Source organism: Rhizobium sp. A37_96 (genome assembly GCF_053521765.1).
On sequence record NZ_JBNWDS010000006.1, the window covers coordinates 62264 to 79808 of the forward strand.

The following is a 17545-nucleotide window of genomic DNA, read 5'->3' on the forward strand; positions in this document are numbered from 1 at the left end:
GCATCTCCTTATTTGAATGATCGTTCCAGAATTAAGCAAAAAAATTCCTAGCGCAGGCCGCGAAGAGCAAGGCGGGCAAGAGCGGAGAGATCCTCGGCCCTCGAACCGGCCCTGGCCGCCACGCGGATTGCGGCGATATTTGCCGTCAAGAACTGTGCTGCCTGCTCAGGGTCGATGACGGAAGCAATACTGCTCTCGCTCTGCGCGCTACGCACCCGTTCAAGGACGGCGGAATGCAGGCGCAAGCCTGCGGCTTCATGGATTTTCGTAAGTTCCGGCTGCGTGGTTCCGAATTCGCAAATCGAACCGACGCCGAGGCAGGTTTCCGAGGCCGTGGCCACGACCCGCATCAGCATGGCCTCGATACCATCGAAAGCCCGCGGCCCAGTTTTCAATGCCGCGAGATGCGCATCGGTCTCCTGTGCCGCATATCGACGCACGGCTTCGAGATACAGGCGCCATTTGTCGCCGAACGTGTCGTAGAGGCTCTGGCGGCCGATATGAAGCGCATCGACGAGCGTGGATGCCGAGGTCGCAGCATATCCCTTATCGCGGAAAACCCCGATCGCAGCATCCAGAGCCGTCATTTCATCGAATTCTTTTGGTCGTGCCATGACCCTAAGATAGGAATTTCAGAACGACCGGTCAAGAACGAGACCATCATCTCACGTCTTTTGCCGGTTTGGCATGGCTGCCCCGGAAAACGTGCAATTGACGGCGGGAACTCAACCGGGCAAGTCTGTGGGGGTAGACCGGATCACAGAAAACGCCAGCATGAGCAAAAGCAACATCAGCGACTATCAAGGGCCGATCATCGTATTCGACGCCATGTGCGTGCTGTGTTCGGCCAATGCCCAGTTCGTATTGCGCCATGACCGCATCGGCCGCTTCCGTCTCGCTTCCATGCAGAATGAGACCGGCGCTGCTCTCTATCGTCGCTGCGGGATAGACCCTGCCAATCCCGACAGCCTGATTATCGTGGATGGTGCAGGCGTGCTGCGGGACAGCGACGCGGTGCTTGCCATCTATGGCGGTCTCGGCTGGCCCTGGAAGGTTATTTCCGCGCTGCGCTTCGTGCCCCGCATGCTGCGCGACCCGATCTATCGCTGGCTTGCCCGCAATCGCTATCGCATTTTCGGCAAGCGGGAGACTTGCTGGCTGCCGACACCCGATCAGGCGAGCCGCATCCTTTGAAGAGGGTTCTGGTTCTCGGCGGCTATGGCGGGTTTGGCGCGCGCCTGTCGCGGCGCCTTGCCGGCGACGGCTTCGAGGTTCTGGTTGCGGGACGCAACCTGGAAGCAGCGAAGACGCTGGCCTCACGATTGCCGAACGCGACTGCGCTGCGGGCCGATCGCAACGGCGATATCGCCGCGACCCTTGACGAACACAGACCCTTTTTGCTCATCGATGCGGCCGGCCCCTTCCAGCAAAGCGACGACCGGGTCGCGCGGGCCTGCATAAAGGCCGGCGTCCACTACATCGATCTTGCCGATGCGCGCGATTTCGTCGGCGCGATCGGTTCGCTCGACGGAGAGGCCAGGGCCGCCGGCGTCGCCGTCATCTCAGGCGCATCGAGCGTGCCGGCCCTGTCGAGCGCCGTCGTAGCGGAGCTTGGCGAGGGCATGCAGGACGTTCGTTCGATAGACATGTCGATCAGCGCTTCCAACCGCGCAACCGCGGGCGCCTCCGTCGCATCGGCGATCCTGAGTTATGTCGGCAAGCCGGTGCGGCTCTGGCGCGGCCGGCGGTGGCGGGACGCGATCGGCTGGCATATGGTGAAGCGTAAAACCTACGCAGTCTCAGGCCACGCTCCTCTGCACCGACTTGTAGCGCTTGCCGATGTGCCGGATCACGACCTGCTGGTCGACACGATTGCCGGACATCCGAGTGTCATCTTCCGGGCCGGACCCGAATTTGCCTTTCAGACGCTGGCTCTGTGGCTGCTATCCTGGCCGGTCGTCTGGGGCTGGCTGGCATCTCTGAAAAAGATAAGCCATCTTCTCCTGCCATTACAGGGCCTGACGGCACGGCTCGGCACCGCCCGATCCGCCGTGGCAATCGTAGTGAAGGGAATCCAACACGGCGAAATGCGATCCCGGCGCTGGACGCTCATTGCCGAAAATGGCGACGGCGTGGAAATCCCGACCCTTCCGGCGCAATTGCTGGCGCGTGCGCTGCGCGAGGGACGATTTTCGTCCGGCGCCCGCCATGCCGGCGGCCTGCTGACCCTTGCGGATTTCCGAACATTGCTCCGCGATCTCACGGTCAGCGAGGAAACGGTGGAAGCAGCCTATGCGCCGCTCTATCAACGTGTGATGGGTTCCACATTCACGCAGTTGTCCAGGCCGGTGCGCGCCATGCACGAGGTCTTTGGCGATGGCGGTGCAAGCGGCGAGGCCGTCGTTACCCGCGGGCAGTCGCCTGCTGCCCGGCTGGTTGCCGGATTATTCGGTTTCCCTGCGGCGGGAAAGCACGAGCTGCATGTCTCCTTTGAGGAGCATGGCGGCATCGAACAATGGATCCGGGATTTTTCCGGCCAGCGCTTCTCCAGCCATTTGAGCGAGGAGCGGGGCCGCCTCGTCGAACGCTTCGGTCCCTTCCGCTTCGCATTCGATCTGCTTGTACGCGATAGTGGGCTCAGCATGGAGATCAGGCAATGGTCGCTCCTGCGCATCCGCCTGCCGCTCGTCCTCGCACCGCGCAGTAACGCCTATGAATGGGCGGAGGATGAACGCTTCCATTTCGACGTGTCGATCGCCCTGCCCGTCATCGGCCCCGTGGTTCATTATCGAGGCTGGCTGCGGCAGCTTGCTTGATGCGGCCGGCCATCTCTGTTCAACGCTCGTCGCTATCGGTCGAGACGCGGCCGATAGCGGGCGATGCGGCTAGCCGTCAATCGTGCGCGCTCGCCGCGCTGAGCACAGCCTTGACGGTTGCTGTCGCAACGTCGTCATCGATGCCGACGCCGAAGACCTGCGTACCGTCCGGCAGGACGCATTGCAGATAGGCGGCGGCTTTCGCATCGCTCCCGCGGCGGAGCGCATGCTCATGATAGTCGATGACGCCGAGCATCACACCGAATGCCTCTTCAATCGCGGCAAGCACGGCGGAGACGAGGCCATTGCCTCGGCCGGTGACGGTAACGTCCCGATCCCGATGACGAATGCGGCCGGTGAAGATGCGCTCCGCAGCCGGTCCCCTGCGCAAGCCGCCATCATAATCGATAAGCGCGAAGCATTCGATATCGCCGACATGATAGGCATGCGCGAACACCGTCCAGATATCCTCGGCCGTCAATTCCCTCTTGGTGCTGTCGGCGAGACGCTGGACGCGCTTGCTGAAATCGATCTGCATGGCGCGCGGCAATTTCAGACCTTTATCCTGCTCGATCACCCAGGCGACGCCACCCTTCCCCGACTGGCTGTTGACGCGGATGACCGCCTCGTAGCTTTCGCCGATATCGGCCGGATCGACCGGCAGGTAGGGCATTTCCCATATGCCGTCGTTGCGGCGCTCATGCGCGGCAAATCCCTTGCGGATGGCGTCCTGATGCGAACCGGAGAAGGCCGTATGCACCAGCTCGCCCGCATAAGGATGGCGCGGATGGATGGGCAGGCCATTGCAATATTCCACCGTCTTGACGACCTCGCGGATCGACGGAAAGGAGAGGCCGGGATCGATGCCCTGCGTGTAGAGGTTCAGGGCCAGTGTCACCAGATCGACATTGCCGGTGCGCTCGCCATTGCCGAAGAGGCAACCCTCGACACGGTCGGCGCCTGCCAGCAGCGCCTGCTCGGCCGAGGCCACGGCCGTGCCGCGATCGTTGTGCGGATGGACGCTGATGATGACGGCTTCGCGACGCGAAATATTGCGGCAGAACCATTCGATCTGGTCGGCATAAATATTCGGCATCGCGACCTCGACCGTCGCCGGCAGGTTGAGGATAGCGGGACGCTCCACGGTCGGCTGCCAGACGTCGAGCACGCGCTCGCAGATCTCGAGCGCAAAATCCGGCTCGGTGAAGCAGAAGGTTTCCGGCGAATATTCGAATGTCCAGTCCGTCTCCGGCCGCTTGACGCTTTCCTCCAGCATTGCCGTGACGCCACTGACGGCAAGATCGACGATCTGATGCCGATCCATGCCGAAGACGACGCGCCGGAAGAGCGGCGCCGTGGCATTGTAGAGATGGACGATCGCCTTGCGGGCGCCCGTCAGGGATTCAAAGGTACGGGCAATGAGATCGGCACGCGACTGGGTCAGCACCTGTATCGCCACATCCTCAGGGATGCGATCCTTCTCGATCAGCGTGCGCACGAAATCGAACTCGATCTGCGAGGCCGATGGAAAGGCGACCTCGATCTCCTTGAAGCCGGAGGCGAGCAGCATGTCGTAGAAGCGCAGTTTTCGCTCGACATCCATGGGATTGGCGAGCGCCTGGTTTCCGTCGCGCAGATCCGTGGAGAGCCACCGCGGCGCCTTGGCAAGTCGCCTGTTCGGCCATTGCCGATCCGGCAACTCGATGGGTGAGACAAAGGGGCGATATTTGGTTTCGGGATTCTTCAGCATGATCCGTTCCGTTGCAATCGGTCTAATCGGGAAAAAAGCGGACAGCAGCCTACGGTCGCCGGGATGCCGTCAGGCCCGACGACCGCCGCTAAGTCGCAGTGCAACGGAAAGCCAAAGAGGAGCGCAGGTGCGGGATGCCGCCCTGGCGTCCGTCAGGACGCGCAACGATGCGACGGCGGCATGATGCGGCCGGTCTGATCGATGCGGATTCTGGAATGGGACAAACACCTGGCGAGCTATCCTGCTTCAAAGGAGTTCTAGGATATTGCCGGAGGTTTTGATATTCTCACGCATATGGATCAATTATCGTCGCAAAAGGATCAAGCCTATCTGCAGCACGGCGCCGACGTCGCCGAGGGTATCGCCGTTATTGCCCATGACGACCGCCGCTTTACCAGCTCCCGGCATAGTCATAAGCAGGCACAGTTGCTCTACGCCGTCGATGGCGTGATATCGTTGACCACGGATAGCGGCACCTGGGTCGTTCCGCCAAGCCGCGCGGTCTGGCTGCCGCCGAACCTCGAGCATGTGACGGCGAGCCACGCGAGCGTTCGATTTCGCTCGCTTCTGATCGATGTCGGGAGCAATGACGCCCTGCCGACGGAATGCATGGTCGTCGAGGTCACGCCGCTTTTGCGCGAGCTTATCCTGAGACTTGCCGGCCTTGTCGACAAACCTGAGCGCACAGAAATGGCAGAGGCGGTCATTCGGCTGCTGCTTCTCGAACTCACCTTCCTGCCGGCACAGCCATTGAACCTGCCGCTGCCGAAGCACCCGGCTCTCTCCGCCTTCTGCGAGACGATGCTCGGCGATCTCGCCCATACGATTTCGATCGAAGAAGCGGCAAGCGCTCTTTATATGAGCCGGGCAACGCTTATGCGGCTGTTTCAACGCGAGACGGGATTGAGCTTCGGCCGCTGGCGGCAGCAGGCACGGATGCTGAAGGCACTGGCCTTGCTTGCGGAGGGCCGGAACATTCTCGATGTCGCACTGGACTGCGGCTATGACAGCCCAAGCGCCTTTTCAGCCATGTTCCGGCGCTCGCTTGGCCGTTCGCCACGGGACTATTTTCAATCAGCGCCGCCGCCCGACGAGACCAGCTAGAGCAATTCCAGGAAAAGTGCATAGCGATTTTCCGTCCGGAATTGTGTAAAAACAAAAGGATAGAGCGTTTTTGCGATTCGAAGAAAAGCGGAAAAGCTCTAGGGTGTTGGCGAGAAACAATCTCTATCGATCACCGGCCAAGCAGCCGAACATCCGAAAATCATGGAAGGCTTCCTTAAACCGGGCTTTCTGTCGAAGCGTGCCCTCATACCGGAAACCCGCCTTTTCCAGAACCCGATCGGAAGCGGTGTTTCCCGGCAGCGTCCAGGCCTCGATGCGGTTCAACGAAAATTCCTCGAAGCCGCATTGGGCGACGGCTCTCGCCGCGTCGCTCATCAGCCCCTTGCCCCAGGCCGAGGGATGCAGTTCATACCCTACCTCGGCACATCTGGCGCGCCGGTCGATCCAGTTGAAGCGGATACCGCCGAGCAACTGGCCGGCGACCCGATCCTCGATGATCCAGGCACAGCCCGTTCCCTTGGAGAAGATTTTGTCCATCCATTTCAAGTAACGCTGCATCTGTGTCTTTTTCGGCGCGTCGGGCCAGTTCGTAAAGCGCGTGACGTCGGGAATAGAAATCAACGCCTGGAAGGCGTCGCAATCATCCATGCTCGCTTCCCGAAGCCGCAGCCGGTCGGTCAAGAGCGCGGGAAACTTGTGTCTTGGCGGCGCCAATTTCAGGCTCTCAGGAAATTGGCAAGGATGATCTCGCGCCAGACGCGGTTGGGCGTTATCCAGGCGTCCCATGAATTGTACTTGCCGGAATAGATGACGGCGGCGATATCCGCATCGGGCATGAGCCAGAGCCTCTGCCCGCCGTTTCCGAACCCGGCATACCACGGACGCGAATTGGCGAATGCCGGTGCCGGCGCATCTCCGCAAAACCACAGCCTGCCATAGCTCAGACCATCCTCAGTCGAAATCGCCGGCGTCAAGGATTGACTGATCCAATCCTCCGAAACGATCCTATGGCCGTTCCACACGCCCTTCCGAAGCAAAAGCATGCCGATCTTCAGCAGGTCGGGAGCAGTCAGTCGCAAGCCGGATGCGGCCGAAGCCACGCCGTCATATCCGGCCGTCCAATGAAACTGTGCGATACCCAGCGGCTCGAAGAGAACATCCCGCGCAAAATCGGGTAGCCGCTTGCCGCTGCCCCGCTCGATGATGGCCCCCACGAGCGCAACGCTGCCACCGGAATAAATCCAGCGCGTCCCAGGCTCGGCGATCACCGGCTGCTCCAGAACGAAGCGATAGCGATCCGGCGCATTCTCCATGGCAATCTCGCTGTTTTGCGGGTCGGTATAGGGACGGTTCTCGTCCCACTCCATCCCCAGCGTCATGGTCAGCGCATGGCCGACGGTGATCTTGGCGCGCTCGGCATCTTTGGCGAGATCGTCGTATTCCGGAAATTGCTCGAAGAGAGGCGCATTCGGCGGAGGGACCAATCCCCGGTCGAGCGCGATGCCATACAGAAGACCGACAATGCTCTTTGTGACCGAGCGAAGATCATGCAGCGTGTGCGCGTCGAAAGCGACCTCGCCGAGCGGAGTGCCCCAGTTTTCATCGATACCGACGGCATAATGCTCCAGGAATACATGCTGGGATCGCGCAGCAAGCACCACATGCAAGTCGCGTAACAGGCCAGCTTCGATACCGGCTTCAAGCTTGCGCCGAAGCGTCGGATCGAAGCCCACAGCCTGCAATGTTTCGCCATCCGGCGACAAGAGGGAAGCGTTCTGTCCGATGCCCATGAAACCTCCGCCTGCGTTAGGTCGCTCTTACCTCAAGCTACAATCAAAGCGCGTACCCGGCAAGGCGATCCAACGGCAATTCCGCCGTCGCGCCCGCCGACTTCAAATCAGGCCTGCCCCATCTTCGCTTCTTCTTCCGCCTCCAAAGCAAACGCGGCTACCGTCCTGTTTCTCCCGTTCAGCTTAGCCTTCAGCAAAGCTCCGTCCGCGCGGTTGATCAAGGTCGTGGTCGGGCCCGAAACCGGAGACGAGGCGATCCCCACGGAAACGGACAGCGGCCCGACGATGCGCGCGCGATAGGAAAATGGTGTGGCGAAGACGCGCATGCGAAGCTTCTCGGCCAGCGCAAAGCCTGCCTCGTCGGCCATGTCGGTGGCAATGACGGTCAGCTCCTCCCCGCCGAAGCGATAGACCGTGCCGGCTTCGCCGACCGTATCGGCGACAATCTGCCCGACATGCCGCAACACCTCGTCGCCGGCGTCATGGCCGAACTCGTCGTTGAAGCGCTTGAAGTGATCGATGTCGATCATCATGCAGATGACCGTGCGGGCGGATTGATCCCTGTGGAGATTGTTGAGCGTCTCGTCCAGGGAGCGCCTGTTGAGCAGACCGGTCAGCGCATCGCGCACGGCAAGATTGATGAGCCTGTCACGCAATTGCAGGTTGGCGATGGCAAGGCCGATATTTTCTGCGATCAGCTCCAGATAGAGCCGTGGCGCATCGGCAGCGGTCGCGTCCTTCGAGCGGTCCTCGAAATAAAGCAGGCCGATGGCCTCGCCGAGCGCTGTCAGGGGAACGCAGAGGCCGGGTACGCCGGAGTCATCCAGATGCTGGCAGGGAATATCGTTGTTCGCCACATGGCTGACATGCGGTCGCCCCCGGCGCAGGCCCCAGCAGGCGGACGCTGCAAAAGAAGGCTCGGTATGGGTGGGATCCAGCCATCGGCTGACTTCCGTCAACGCCGTCCTGCTCTCGTTCATCGTATAAAGACATCCCGCGATGCCGGGAAAGATCTGCGGCACGAAAAGCGCGACCACTTCGGCAAGCTCACCCTGTGCGTAGCAGGCCTGCAGACGGTGCATCATCTGCAGGATGAGATCCTTGGTCTCCAGGTCGCGCTTGCGCTCGGCATCCAGCCGGTTGCGCTCCAGGCCGTTCTCGCGAAAAATCTGTATGGCGTCGTTCATTTCGCCGATCTCGTCGCGACGGCGATCGGTCGGCACTTCGACGGCATAGTCCTGCTTTGCCAGCCGGTTGACGATTCCTGTCATGCGGACCAGCGGCAGCGCAACCCGCCGCCGCAAGATAAAATAGAGCACGCCGAGAAAAATCGCCGCAGTCAATGCGAGCATCACCTTGGCGACATCGGCCCAGAGATCGCTGCGCGCCTGTGCCGAGCGGACGGCGGCCTCGGTGCGAGCCGTCGCCAATGCGCGAAACTGGCTGACGCTGTTGAGAAGCGTCGTCTGCACGCGTTCGTGCTCCGGGCCGAACAGGGCGTCCCGCGCACCGGCCTGATTGCCGCCGGTATAGGCGGCGACCGCGGCTTCTTCCACCTTGTCCAGCGCTTGCGCGTTCACCGCCACGTCTTCGACCACCTCAAGCTCCGCATCCGGTATGCCGATGCCGCGCAGGTTGTTGATCGCCGTATCGCGACGACGCTCTTCGCCTTCATCGACGGTGAAAGCATCGAGATGCCTCTCCTCTCCGCGCATCACGTAGAGACGGGCTTCATCGGTCGTTTCCTCGGCACCGAGGGCAAGCTCCTCGCCCATGCTGTTGAGCAGCAGATGCTGTTCGACGGCCTGCCTTTCCTGCACAGCACTCCGAGCCGACAGAATGAACGCCACGGCGGACAGCACGGTCAGGACCACGGTGATGCCGTAGGCCCAATTCGTAATTGTCGTAATTCTCATATGCCGTCCTCTGCGCCTCGCTCATGCATTTCTGAAGTCCTTGTCAGGCGAGTCTTCAGTTATGACACTTGCTCGTAGGATAAAGCCTGAACAAGCGGCATGGAAAGCTGATTGCCGGCTTATTTGACGCTTATCCTCCGGCGATCGCCACTCCGCGAAGCTCGCACAGCGCCGGATCCCGATATCCCGATGCTTCCAAGCCGCCGCTTGCTTCGTTCGGGGTATAACCCGACGACATCGGTTTTCTCTGACGGGAATCTCAGTTGCAGCTGAAGGGCCGCCGCCGAGACTCCCGGCTGTCGTCAGGGGTGAGTACGACAGCACGGACAACAAATCGATTTTCAAACCAGCAATCCATAGGGTGACTGGAAGCTGGAAAACACAAGCTTAAGTTCCACAAGTGACTGCCCCATTTCGGCACGTCTATCGCTCAAAGTTCAAATTTATCCTGGCTAAGATTAGCGTCACCTGAAGCAATTGCTGTTCAGATCTCGCACAATGCCCACGAGGCCGACTTTCCAACTTCACCAATTTTCCTGAACAGCTGCTCGTGCTCTGCACAGTTTCTGCAAAGCCCGGCGTCAACGTCGCACCATGAGCAACACATCCGAGACACCAAGCACTCCATCCGTTCGCCTGCCACATAGCCTCCTTAGGGAAGGCTGGTGGCTGGCGGACAATCGTCACTCTCAGGCCGATTTGCCGGCTCAGCCTGCCACCATCATACCCTTTGCCGCCATCGAACGCCGCGCGGGGAGCCGATGCCGATGAGCATATCCGATGCCCCTACCCTTCCCGCCAACCCAACAAGCAACTCCAATCGCAAATTCCTGATACTTTTCGCTCTTGTAATATTTGCCGACTTTCTTCTTTTCGACAGGGAGCCCGGCCTCAACCTCTTCGTTTTTGCCAATGCCGTCGCGGCCGGTCTACTGATCTGCTCCAGAAAATCCCTGTCCTTTTCGAAAGCTGCTGGGCTCCTGTTATGCGGTCTCATCGCATCGGTCCCTCTTATCGAGACCCCATCCTGGATGGGCATTACGATCTGCCTGCTCGGCCTTTCCTGCGTCTCGCTTGGCGCCAGCGGACTGTTGCCCCGGCAATGGACCCGCCTGCCGCTCGTGCTTCTCCGCTTCGTCCTGGACTTGCCGACACGGCCTTTCCGACGTGTGAGCTATCGTTGGTTGCAACGCCTGCAAAAGCCATCGGCGCGAGGCGTTCGCCATCACCTTCGCGGCTGGATCATGCCGCTGACGTTTGCCGCCGGCTTTCTTGCGCTCTTCGCAGCGGCCAATCCGCTGATCGACAAGACACTGCGCAGCATCGACCTCACCTTCCTGCTGCAATTGCTGAGCATGTGGCGCATCGGCTTCTGGCTTGTTGTCGCAGCCGTCCTTTCCGTGCTGTTGCGCCCAGGCCTGATGCGGCGCCGCCATCATCGGCGCGGGGCCGCGGAAGTCGTCACGAGAGTTGAGGATGGGCTGTTCGGCCATGCCGCGTTGCTACGTTCGCTGATCGTGTTCAACGCACTGTTCGCCGTGCAGACGCTGCTCGATCTTACCTATCTCTGGGGCGGAGCGAGCCTGCCCGATGGCATGAGCCATGCCGAATATGCTCATCGCGGCGCCTATCCGCTGATGGTCACCGCGCTTCTTGCCGCCATCTTCGTGCTTGTTGCCATGCGCCCCGGCGGTCCGGGAGACAAAAGCGTCCTTGTTCGCGGCCTGGTGCATCTGTGGATCGCCCAGAATATCCTGCTCTGCCTCTCCTCGATTCTACGCCTGGATCTCTACGTCGAAGTCTATTCGCTGACGGAGCTGCGCGTTGCGGCCGGCATATGGATGGGCCTCGTGGCGGTCGGCCTTTTCTTCATCCTGCTGCGCATTCTGCTTCGCCGCTCCAACGAATGGCTGATCGCACTCAGCTCCGCGACGCTGGCCATGACGCTTTACGCCGCCGCACTGGCCGATATCCCCGCCCTCATTGCCCGCTTCAATGTCGCCCACAGTCGCGAAATATCGGGTGAAGGCATCGTGCTTGACCTTGATTATCTCGCAGCGCTCGGCCCATCGGCCATCCCGGCACTCGATACCTATCTGGTATCGCTGCCTGCCGACAGCGACGTCCGCAGGGTGCGGGACGCGCTTCTACGGCAGCATGAGGGCCGCTCGCCCGATTGGCGAAGCTGGACATATCGCGCCGCGCGCCTCGACGACGACCTCAGAAACGAGGCAGCACTTGCAAGATGAGGCCGAAACGAAGAAAACGGGCGGGTGAACCGGGACGCATCTCACATGGCACAGCGCATCCTCGTCGTCGACGACGAGCCCAATATACGCGACGTGATCTGTTTCGCGCTCGATCGCGCCGGCATGAAGACGACGACAGCCCGTAATGGCACCGAGGCCATGATGGCCTTTCACAGGGGCGGCCTCGATCTGCTCGTGCTCGATATCGGCATGCCTGAAATGGATGGGCTGGAAGTCTGCCGGCGCGTCCGGAAGACCTCGAATGTTCCAATCCTCTTCCTCTCGGCCCGCGACGAGGAAATCGACAGGATCGTCGGCCTGGAAATAGGCGGCGACGATTATGTGACAAAACCCTTCAGCCCACGCGAACTGGTCGCGCGGGTTCGGGCCATCCTCAAGCGAAGCGGGCACGATTCGCAGCCGGACACGAACAACCGCTCCATTTCCATGGGATCGTTGCGGCTCAATCGAGGTGGCCGTACCGCCAGTTTCGGCGATATGCCGCTCGCCTTGACGGCGCTGGAATTCGCGATCCTCGACACGCTATTGTCGCGGCCGGAGATCGTGTTCAGCCGCGATCAGCTTATGGAGGCCGCTTACGGCACCGATATGCAGGTCGCCGATCGCACCATCGATAGCCATATCCGCAATATCCGCGCCAAGCTTGCGGCGGCCGGCGGCAAGGGCATCATCGCCACCGTCCACGGTATCGGCTTCAAGCTGACATCGGGCATGGAAGGAAGCGCCTGATGCGCGCGCCACGGGTTAAGCCGAAATGGCGGCCGCCGCTCGCCGTCATCGTCTATGCCGTGCTTCTGACGGTGATGACGCTTCCGGTGCTGACCCTCATCTGGTTTCGCGTCGTGCGCGCCGCCTCCGGCGCCATCGCGCCGGCCGAGATCGCAACCCTTGCCGTCGTCCTCATCCTGACCTTGGGCGTCGCCTATGTACTGACACGCACCCTGACCGTGCCAATCAACGCGTTGATCGCCCGCACGGACGAGATCGCTCGCGGTGGACGCTCTGCGATCCGGCCGCTCGAAATCTATGGTACGCGCGAGGTCGCAAGCCTCTCGCAGAGCTTTCTCGACCTCGCCGGCAAACTGGTCGACCACTCCGACTACGTGCGATCCTTTGCCACCCATGTCTCCCACGAGCTGAAATCGCCGCTCACCTCGATCAAGGGCGCGGCGGAGCTGCTGCGCGACGATGACGACAGCAATCCGATGAGCCCGGAGCAGCGCGAGCGATTCCTTGCCAACATCATCGCCGATACCGAACGGCTGGACCGGCTGTTGTCGCGCCTGCGGGAACTGGCGAAAGCCGAACTGCCGTCCGAGCAGGGTACAAGCAGCCTTAGCGACATTATCGCCCAGCTCAAAATGCAGTTTCGCCAACTGGCTATCAGCAACGAAGGCGCCGACGACGACGTGATGCTGACTCTGCCAGTCGAAGCAGCCGGCATTGTCTTCTCCAATCTTGCGGAAAATGCCTTTCAGAACGGCGCCACAACCCTTGCAATCAAGGCAAGCGACGAAGAGCGGAAAATGACGATCCAAGTGCGCGACAATGGGCGCGGCGTTGCCGATGGCAATCGGGATCACATCTTCGAACCCTTCTTCTCGACACGACGCGAGGACGGCGGCACGGGCATGGGCCTCGGCATCATCAGAGCGATGCTCGCAGCGCATGGCGGCAGCATTGAGCTGCTTGAGAGCAGCAAAGACGGCACGGCCTTTCAGATCGTCTTGCCTTACGCGTCACTGTTTTCCGCTACTGACCAATAGCTCATTTACACTTTGGACCGCAGTTTCTTCCTTCCGGCCAAAGCCAGAGAGCAGGTAATGATGGCTGGCCCGAGAAAAATGAACCCTAAGAATAGGTGCTCCAATTCAGGGAAGCAGCCTTTTTCATGCGTCGAGTTGTCAAAGCCCTCGCAAGCCTCCGCAACAGCGAGTGGAGACATGGTGACACCGATATAGAAATGGTAGATCACAAGGCCAAATAGGCAGAGTGATATTGCAGCGCATATGAGTCGCAACGGCTTCATTTTGATGTCACGCGAGAATCATTCCGAATTTACATAATGTCTTATGCTGCGCTTATCCAAGATAGAAGCGGCCGATGGCTATGACCATCGACCGCTCCAATGTTTAGAGCCGGCCCCTACGCCGCCTGCGATTGCGCCTGAGCTTCCAAAGCCATGGCACGCGCCGTCACGAAGTCGACTTTGCCGGAACCGAGGACAGGAACCTTGCCAACGGTGACTTCGGCGGGAACCATCATTTCCGTGGCGCCCTTCGATTTGGCGAATGCCAGGAAATCGCTTCGCGTGGCCTCGGGTGCGTCGGTCAGGAGCACGAGACGCTCACCTTTCTTGGCATCGGGCACCGCCGAGACGACGCTGAGAGCACCCGGCCAAAGCTGCGCCGCAAGGGTCTCCACCGCGGCCAGCGAAATCATTTCGCCGCCGATCTTGGCGAAGCGCTTGGCGCGGCCGCGGATCTTGACGAAACCGTCTTCGTCGATGGTGACGATGTCACCGGTATCGTGCCAGCCCTCCGGCAGCGGCTCGAGGATACCCGGATTGTCGGCCCGCAGGTAGCCGGCCATGACATTGGCGCCGCGGATGTGAAGACGGCCGCCCTCGTCGATGCCGGGAACCGGCTCGAGTTTCCATTCCATGCCGGGCATGATCTTGCCGACCGTTCCCGTGCGGTTGTACATCGGCGTGTTCAGCGAGATGACCGGGGCTGCCTCGGTAACGCCATAGCCCTCCAGGATGCGCAGACCGAATTTCTCCATATAGACCTCGCGGGTCGAGGCCTTCACCGGCTCTGCGCCGGAGAAGATATAGCGGATCGACCTCAGGTCGTAGGGGTGAGCGCTGCGCGCATAGCCGTTCAGGAACGTATCCGTGCCGAAGACAATGGTCGCGTTCGAGACGTAGATCAGCTCCGGCACGATGCGATAGTGCAATGGCGACGGATAGAGGAAGATTGGCACACCCGAGACCAGCGGCAGGATGGTGCCGGCCGTCAGGCCGAAGGAGTGGAACATCGGCAGGATGTTGAACACCTTGTCGCCGGGATGGAAGTCGATGCGCGAGGCCGCCTGGGCGGCGTTCGACAGGATATTGCGATGGCTCAGCACCACGCCCTTCGGCGCACCTTCGGAACCGGAGGTAAAAAGGATGACTGCCGGATCATCGGCGCTGCGCTTGACCAACGGTCGATATTTACGGATGAGACCGACGATCTTGTCGAGGAAAGTGACCTGCGTGCGCAGCTCGTCCAGCCAGACGAACGCCACCTGCTTTTCGAGTTCCTCGACCACCGGGCCGAGCTTGGCCTGCGTGATGAAGACGCGCGAGCTAAGGACGTGCTTGACCTCGGCGGTCCGGCAGGCGGACAGGATATTGGTCGCACCCGCCGTAAAATTCAGCATGGCCGGAACCTTGCCTGCCGACATGACGCCGAGGACCGTAGCCGCCGTGCCGTTTGCATTCGGCAGCATGACGCCGAGCGTCTTTTCCTCAGGGAACATCTTCCTGAACTTCGCGCCGAGCACCGCGGCGGCGGTCAGAAGCTTGGCATAGGAAAGCTTGCCGGCAATCGGATCCTCGACCGCGAGTTTCTTGCCGCCGTACTCATGGGCGCTTTCGATGACGCGGCCGAGGACCGTGTTGTTCATGTCGGCGGTGCGGAACATCAGCGTCGACATGATCTGATAGAGGGCGGCACCGGCGGCGATGCGGCGCTTCCTGCCCTTCAGCTCCGCCGGGACGTCAAGCTTGACCGGCTCCAGGATCGTGACCTTGACCTTGGGGAAAAGACGGCGGCGAACATGGCTCGACGTCAGATAGGAGGCGTAGCTCTTTTCAAGGCCGTCGATGCGAACGGGCACGATCATCGCACCGGTCTTGTCTGCGACCATGGCGGCGCCGTCGTAGACCTTCATCAGCGTGCCTGTCACGGTCAGCCGCCCCTCGGGAAAGATGCCGACGGGGCTGCCGTCCTGGATCACCTTGATCAGCGAACGCGTCGCCATCGGCTTCGTCGGGTCGAGCGGCAGGAACTTGCACTTTGTCAGCAGCGGCCGCACCCACCATTTCTTGGCGAAGGCATAGTCGATGGCGAAGACGGGCTCTTCCTCGGTGATGGCGAGCGCCAGCGCGCCATCGAGCAGGCTCACATGGTTAAGCGCGATGATCGGCGCGGGACCCGCCTTGCGGATATTTTCCAGTCCCTCGACTTCCAACCGCATGAAGGCGCGGAAAATGATGGAGATGAGGTCGCGGAAGGCGTTGGTGGGCAGCATCTTCAGCATGACCCAGGCGATCGCGATGTTGAGCACGGAGATGCTGAGAATAATGACCGGAACCGACAGGCCGACGGCCTGCAGGACGGCCACAAGCGCCAGGCCGACCGCGATGAAGAGAGCGGACAGCACGTTCGCCGCACCGATGACGCGGGCGCGGCGATCCTCGTTTGCCCAGCTCTGCATGGCCGCAAAGGTCGGAACGGCAAGGAAAGCGCCGCCGATTGCCATGCCGGCAAGATCGATGGCGACGCGGATCGTCTTCGGCCCCTCAAAGAAGGCGAGAATGGTTTCGGCATGGGCGGTCGACTGCAGACCCCAGAGGTTCCAGGCGAGATCGAGACCGAAAAGAGCGACGATCAGCATGCCGACAGGCGCCGGCAGAAGCACGATGCGGCCGGCAGCCATCCAGCCGGCGATAGCCGAGCCGATGGCCACGGACACCGCAAAGATTGCCAGATAGGCGGGAACGACGATTTCCGAGCCGCCAAGAATGTCGGTCACCATGACCGGCAGCATCGACATGATGAAGGCGCCGACGAACCAGAACCAGCAGTTCATCAGCGATGCGCGCCAGATGCGGCTGTCGGCGCGAAGCTCGTTGACCAGCCTGTAGCTTGAACGGCCGACATTGGTATCGACGACGAGATCCGGCGCCTTGGAGCCGGTCGAGGGGATCATGCGGGCGGAAAACCAGCAAAGGATCGAAAGCCCCATCATCATCGGGCCGAAGATCCAGACATTCTCGCCCTCGCGAAAGGCGACCGCGGCGACCATGGTGCCGGTGAGAATGGCGATGAAGGTGCCGCCCTCGATCCAGGCGTTGGCCCTCGGGAGATCCCTGTTTTCCAGGTGATCCGGCAGGATGCCGTATTTGATCGGCCCGAAAAGAGAGGAAATGACGCCGAAGCCGAAGAGGGCGAGCATCAGGATCCAGATCGAGGAGAAGGCGATGCCGACGACGGAAATGGCTGCGACCCCAAGCTCGCAGCGCTTCAGAAGCTCCGCCATCTTGGCCTTGTCGTATTTGTCGGCAAGCTCGCCGGCAATCGCCGACAACAGCAGAAACGGCACAATGAAGATGCCGCCGGCAAGCGTCACCAGCGCCGCACCTTCCGTCGCCATCTGCGCGAGAATGACGAAAACCAGTGTCTGCTTGAGAAAGTTATCGTTGAAGGCGGTGAGGAACTGCGTCCAGAACAGCGGCGCGAATTTCCTCGATTTCATCAGGTGGTTTTGCATGACGTACCCCTCGTTCAGCCAACAAGACGCCACAGAGTTATTACGCAAAGGTTGAGCGCCAATGCAACTCTGCGGCGTCGTTAACAAAGTTTAGTCCTGACCGTCACGATTGAACTTAACGAGCAGCTTCTCCGTGCGGGCATCCTCCACCTTGCGGATCAGCTTGTCAGCCTCGCTGTTGTCGCGGATCGTCTTGGTGACATTGACCGCCGTCTGCACCAACATCAGGATGCCCATGGCGAGATAGCCTTTGCCCCAGAGATCGATCGGCATCATGTAAAGGCCGACGAAGAGCATGAAGGCGGCGGCGCCGAAGGAAATATAGGAAAAGCTGACCCAAGCCTGCGAGTGTTTCTGGAAGCTGTCGTTCATGGTCGTGTCCTCTCTTATGGGTTTG

General features: G+C 60.8%; 13 protein-coding genes. 6 read left to right on the forward strand and 7 right to left on the reverse strand.

Annotated features, from left to right (window positions below; all coding sequences use genetic code 11):
• Positions 1-47 precede the first annotated feature (47 nt).
• Positions 48-614, reverse strand: a complete 567-nt coding sequence (locus ACQZ6J_RS17510; protein ID WP_449085012.1) for a TetR/AcrR family transcriptional regulator — start codon at positions 612-614, stop codon at positions 48-50.
• A 160-nt stretch (positions 615-774) separates the two neighbouring features.
• Here ACQZ6J_RS17510 and ACQZ6J_RS17515 point away from each other — a divergent pair, with 160 nt between their 5' ends.
• Positions 775-1194, forward strand: a complete 420-nt coding sequence (locus ACQZ6J_RS17515; RefSeq protein ID WP_163990400.1) for a thiol-disulfide oxidoreductase DCC family protein — start codon at positions 775-777, stop codon at positions 1192-1194.
• Positions 1191-2816, forward strand: coding sequence for a DUF4166 domain-containing protein (locus ACQZ6J_RS17520; protein WP_449085013.1), 1626 nt, complete (start codon positions 1191-1193; stop codon positions 2814-2816). Before ACQZ6J_RS17515 ends, ACQZ6J_RS17520 begins: the two co-directional genes overlap by 4 nt.
• 76 nt (positions 2817-2892) lie before the next feature.
• On the opposite strand, the gene leuA is transcribed toward ACQZ6J_RS17520, so the two are convergent.
• Entirely contained in the window at positions 2893-4566 is a 1674-nt protein-coding gene (gene leuA, locus ACQZ6J_RS17525; protein WP_449085014.1) for a 2-isopropylmalate synthase, read from the reverse strand.
• 294 nt (positions 4567-4860) lie between these two features.
• Here leuA and ACQZ6J_RS17530 point away from each other — a divergent pair, with 294 nt between their 5' ends.
• Positions 4861-5670, forward strand: a complete 810-nt coding sequence (locus ACQZ6J_RS17530) for an AraC family transcriptional regulator (RefSeq protein WP_449085015.1) — start codon at positions 4861-4863, stop codon at positions 5668-5670.
• 123 nt (positions 5671-5793) lie between these two features.
• Here ACQZ6J_RS17530 and ACQZ6J_RS17535 read toward each other — a convergent pair whose 3' ends face one another.
• The 3 genes from ACQZ6J_RS17535 to ACQZ6J_RS17545 form a co-directional block, all read right to left on the reverse strand.
• Positions 5794-6345 carry a GNAT family N-acetyltransferase gene (locus ACQZ6J_RS17535; protein ID WP_449085016.1) on the reverse strand — a complete coding sequence of 184 codons (552 nt, stop codon included), beginning with the start codon at positions 6343-6345 and terminating at the stop codon, positions 5794-5796.
• 2 nt (positions 6346-6347) lie between these two features.
• The gene (locus ACQZ6J_RS17540) at positions 6348-7421 is read right to left on the reverse strand and encodes a serine hydrolase domain-containing protein (protein WP_449085017.1); all 1074 of its coding nucleotides are present in this window, start codon (positions 7419-7421) and stop codon (positions 6348-6350) included.
• A gap of 107 nt (positions 7422-7528) precedes the next feature.
• Entirely contained in the window at positions 7529-9337 is a 1809-nt protein-coding gene (locus ACQZ6J_RS17545) for a diguanylate cyclase (RefSeq protein ID WP_449085018.1), read from the reverse strand.
• A gap of 767 nt (positions 9338-10104) precedes the next feature.
• Between ACQZ6J_RS17545 and ACQZ6J_RS17550 the strand changes: the two genes are divergently transcribed.
• From ACQZ6J_RS17550 to ACQZ6J_RS17560, 3 genes are read left to right on the forward strand one after another with little or no spacing between them, the layout of a single operon-like run.
• Positions 10105-11586, forward strand: a complete 1482-nt coding sequence (locus tag ACQZ6J_RS17550; RefSeq protein ID WP_449085019.1) for a DUF4153 domain-containing protein — start codon at positions 10105-10107, stop codon at positions 11584-11586.
• Positions 11587-11631: 45 nt separating this feature from the next.
• Positions 11632-12336, forward strand: coding sequence for a response regulator (locus tag ACQZ6J_RS17555; protein ID WP_449085020.1), 705 nt, complete (start codon positions 11632-11634; stop codon positions 12334-12336).
• A complete protein-coding gene (locus tag ACQZ6J_RS17560; RefSeq protein ID WP_449085021.1) occupies positions 12336-13373 on the forward strand; it encodes an ATP-binding protein in 1038 nt (345 codons plus the stop codon). Before ACQZ6J_RS17555 ends, ACQZ6J_RS17560 begins: the two co-directional genes overlap by 1 nt.
• A 379-nt stretch (positions 13374-13752) precedes the next feature.
• On the opposite strand, the gene ACQZ6J_RS17565 is transcribed toward ACQZ6J_RS17560, so the two are convergent.
• The gene (locus ACQZ6J_RS17565) at positions 13753-17148 is read right to left on the reverse strand and encodes an acyl-[ACP]--phospholipid O-acyltransferase (protein WP_449085022.1); all 3396 of its coding nucleotides are present in this window, start codon (positions 17146-17148) and stop codon (positions 13753-13755) included.
• Between the two features lie 90 nt (positions 17149-17238).
• On the reverse strand, positions 17239-17520 hold the full coding sequence (locus tag ACQZ6J_RS17570) for a YiaA/YiaB family inner membrane protein (protein ID WP_112798622.1): 282 nt from the start codon (positions 17518-17520) through the stop codon (positions 17239-17241).
• Between the last annotated feature and the right edge of the window lie 25 nt (positions 17521-17545).

Excerpts from the sequence above, each read along its gene's own strand:
- ACQZ6J_RS17560 (WP_449085021.1), top strand. The coding sequence starts at position 12,336 with ATGCGCGCGCCACGGGTTAAGCCGAAATGGCGGCCGCCGCTCGCCGTC.
- ACQZ6J_RS17555 (WP_449085020.1), top strand. The coding sequence starts at position 11,632 with ATGGCACAGCGCATCCTCGTCGTCGACGACGAGCCCAATATACGCGAC.
- ACQZ6J_RS17570 (WP_112798622.1), bottom strand. The coding sequence starts at position 17,520 with ATGAACGACAGCTTCCAGAAACACTCGCAGGCTTGGGTCAGCTTTTCC.
- leuA (WP_449085014.1), bottom strand. The coding sequence starts at position 4,566 with ATGCTGAAGAATCCCGAAACCAAATATCGCCCCTTTGTCTCACCCATC.
- ACQZ6J_RS17545 (WP_449085018.1), bottom strand. The coding sequence starts at position 9,337 with ATGAGAATTACGACAATTACGAATTGGGCCTACGGCATCACCGTGGTC.
- ACQZ6J_RS17550 (WP_449085019.1), top strand. The coding sequence starts at position 10,105 with ATGAGCATATCCGATGCCCCTACCCTTCCCGCCAACCCAACAAGCAAC.
- ACQZ6J_RS17565 (WP_449085022.1), bottom strand. The coding sequence starts at position 17,148 with ATGCAAAACCACCTGATGAAATCGAGGAAATTCGCGCCGCTGTTCTGG.
- ACQZ6J_RS17530 (WP_449085015.1), top strand. The coding sequence starts at position 4,861 with ATGGATCAATTATCGTCGCAAAAGGATCAAGCCTATCTGCAGCACGGC.
- ACQZ6J_RS17515 (WP_163990400.1), top strand. The coding sequence starts at position 775 with ATGAGCAAAAGCAACATCAGCGACTATCAAGGGCCGATCATCGTATTC.
- ACQZ6J_RS17510 (WP_449085012.1), bottom strand. The coding sequence starts at position 614 with ATGGCACGACCAAAAGAATTCGATGAAATGACGGCTCTGGATGCTGCG.
- ACQZ6J_RS17540 (WP_449085017.1), bottom strand. The coding sequence starts at position 7,421 with ATGGGCATCGGACAGAACGCTTCCCTCTTGTCGCCGGATGGCGAAACA.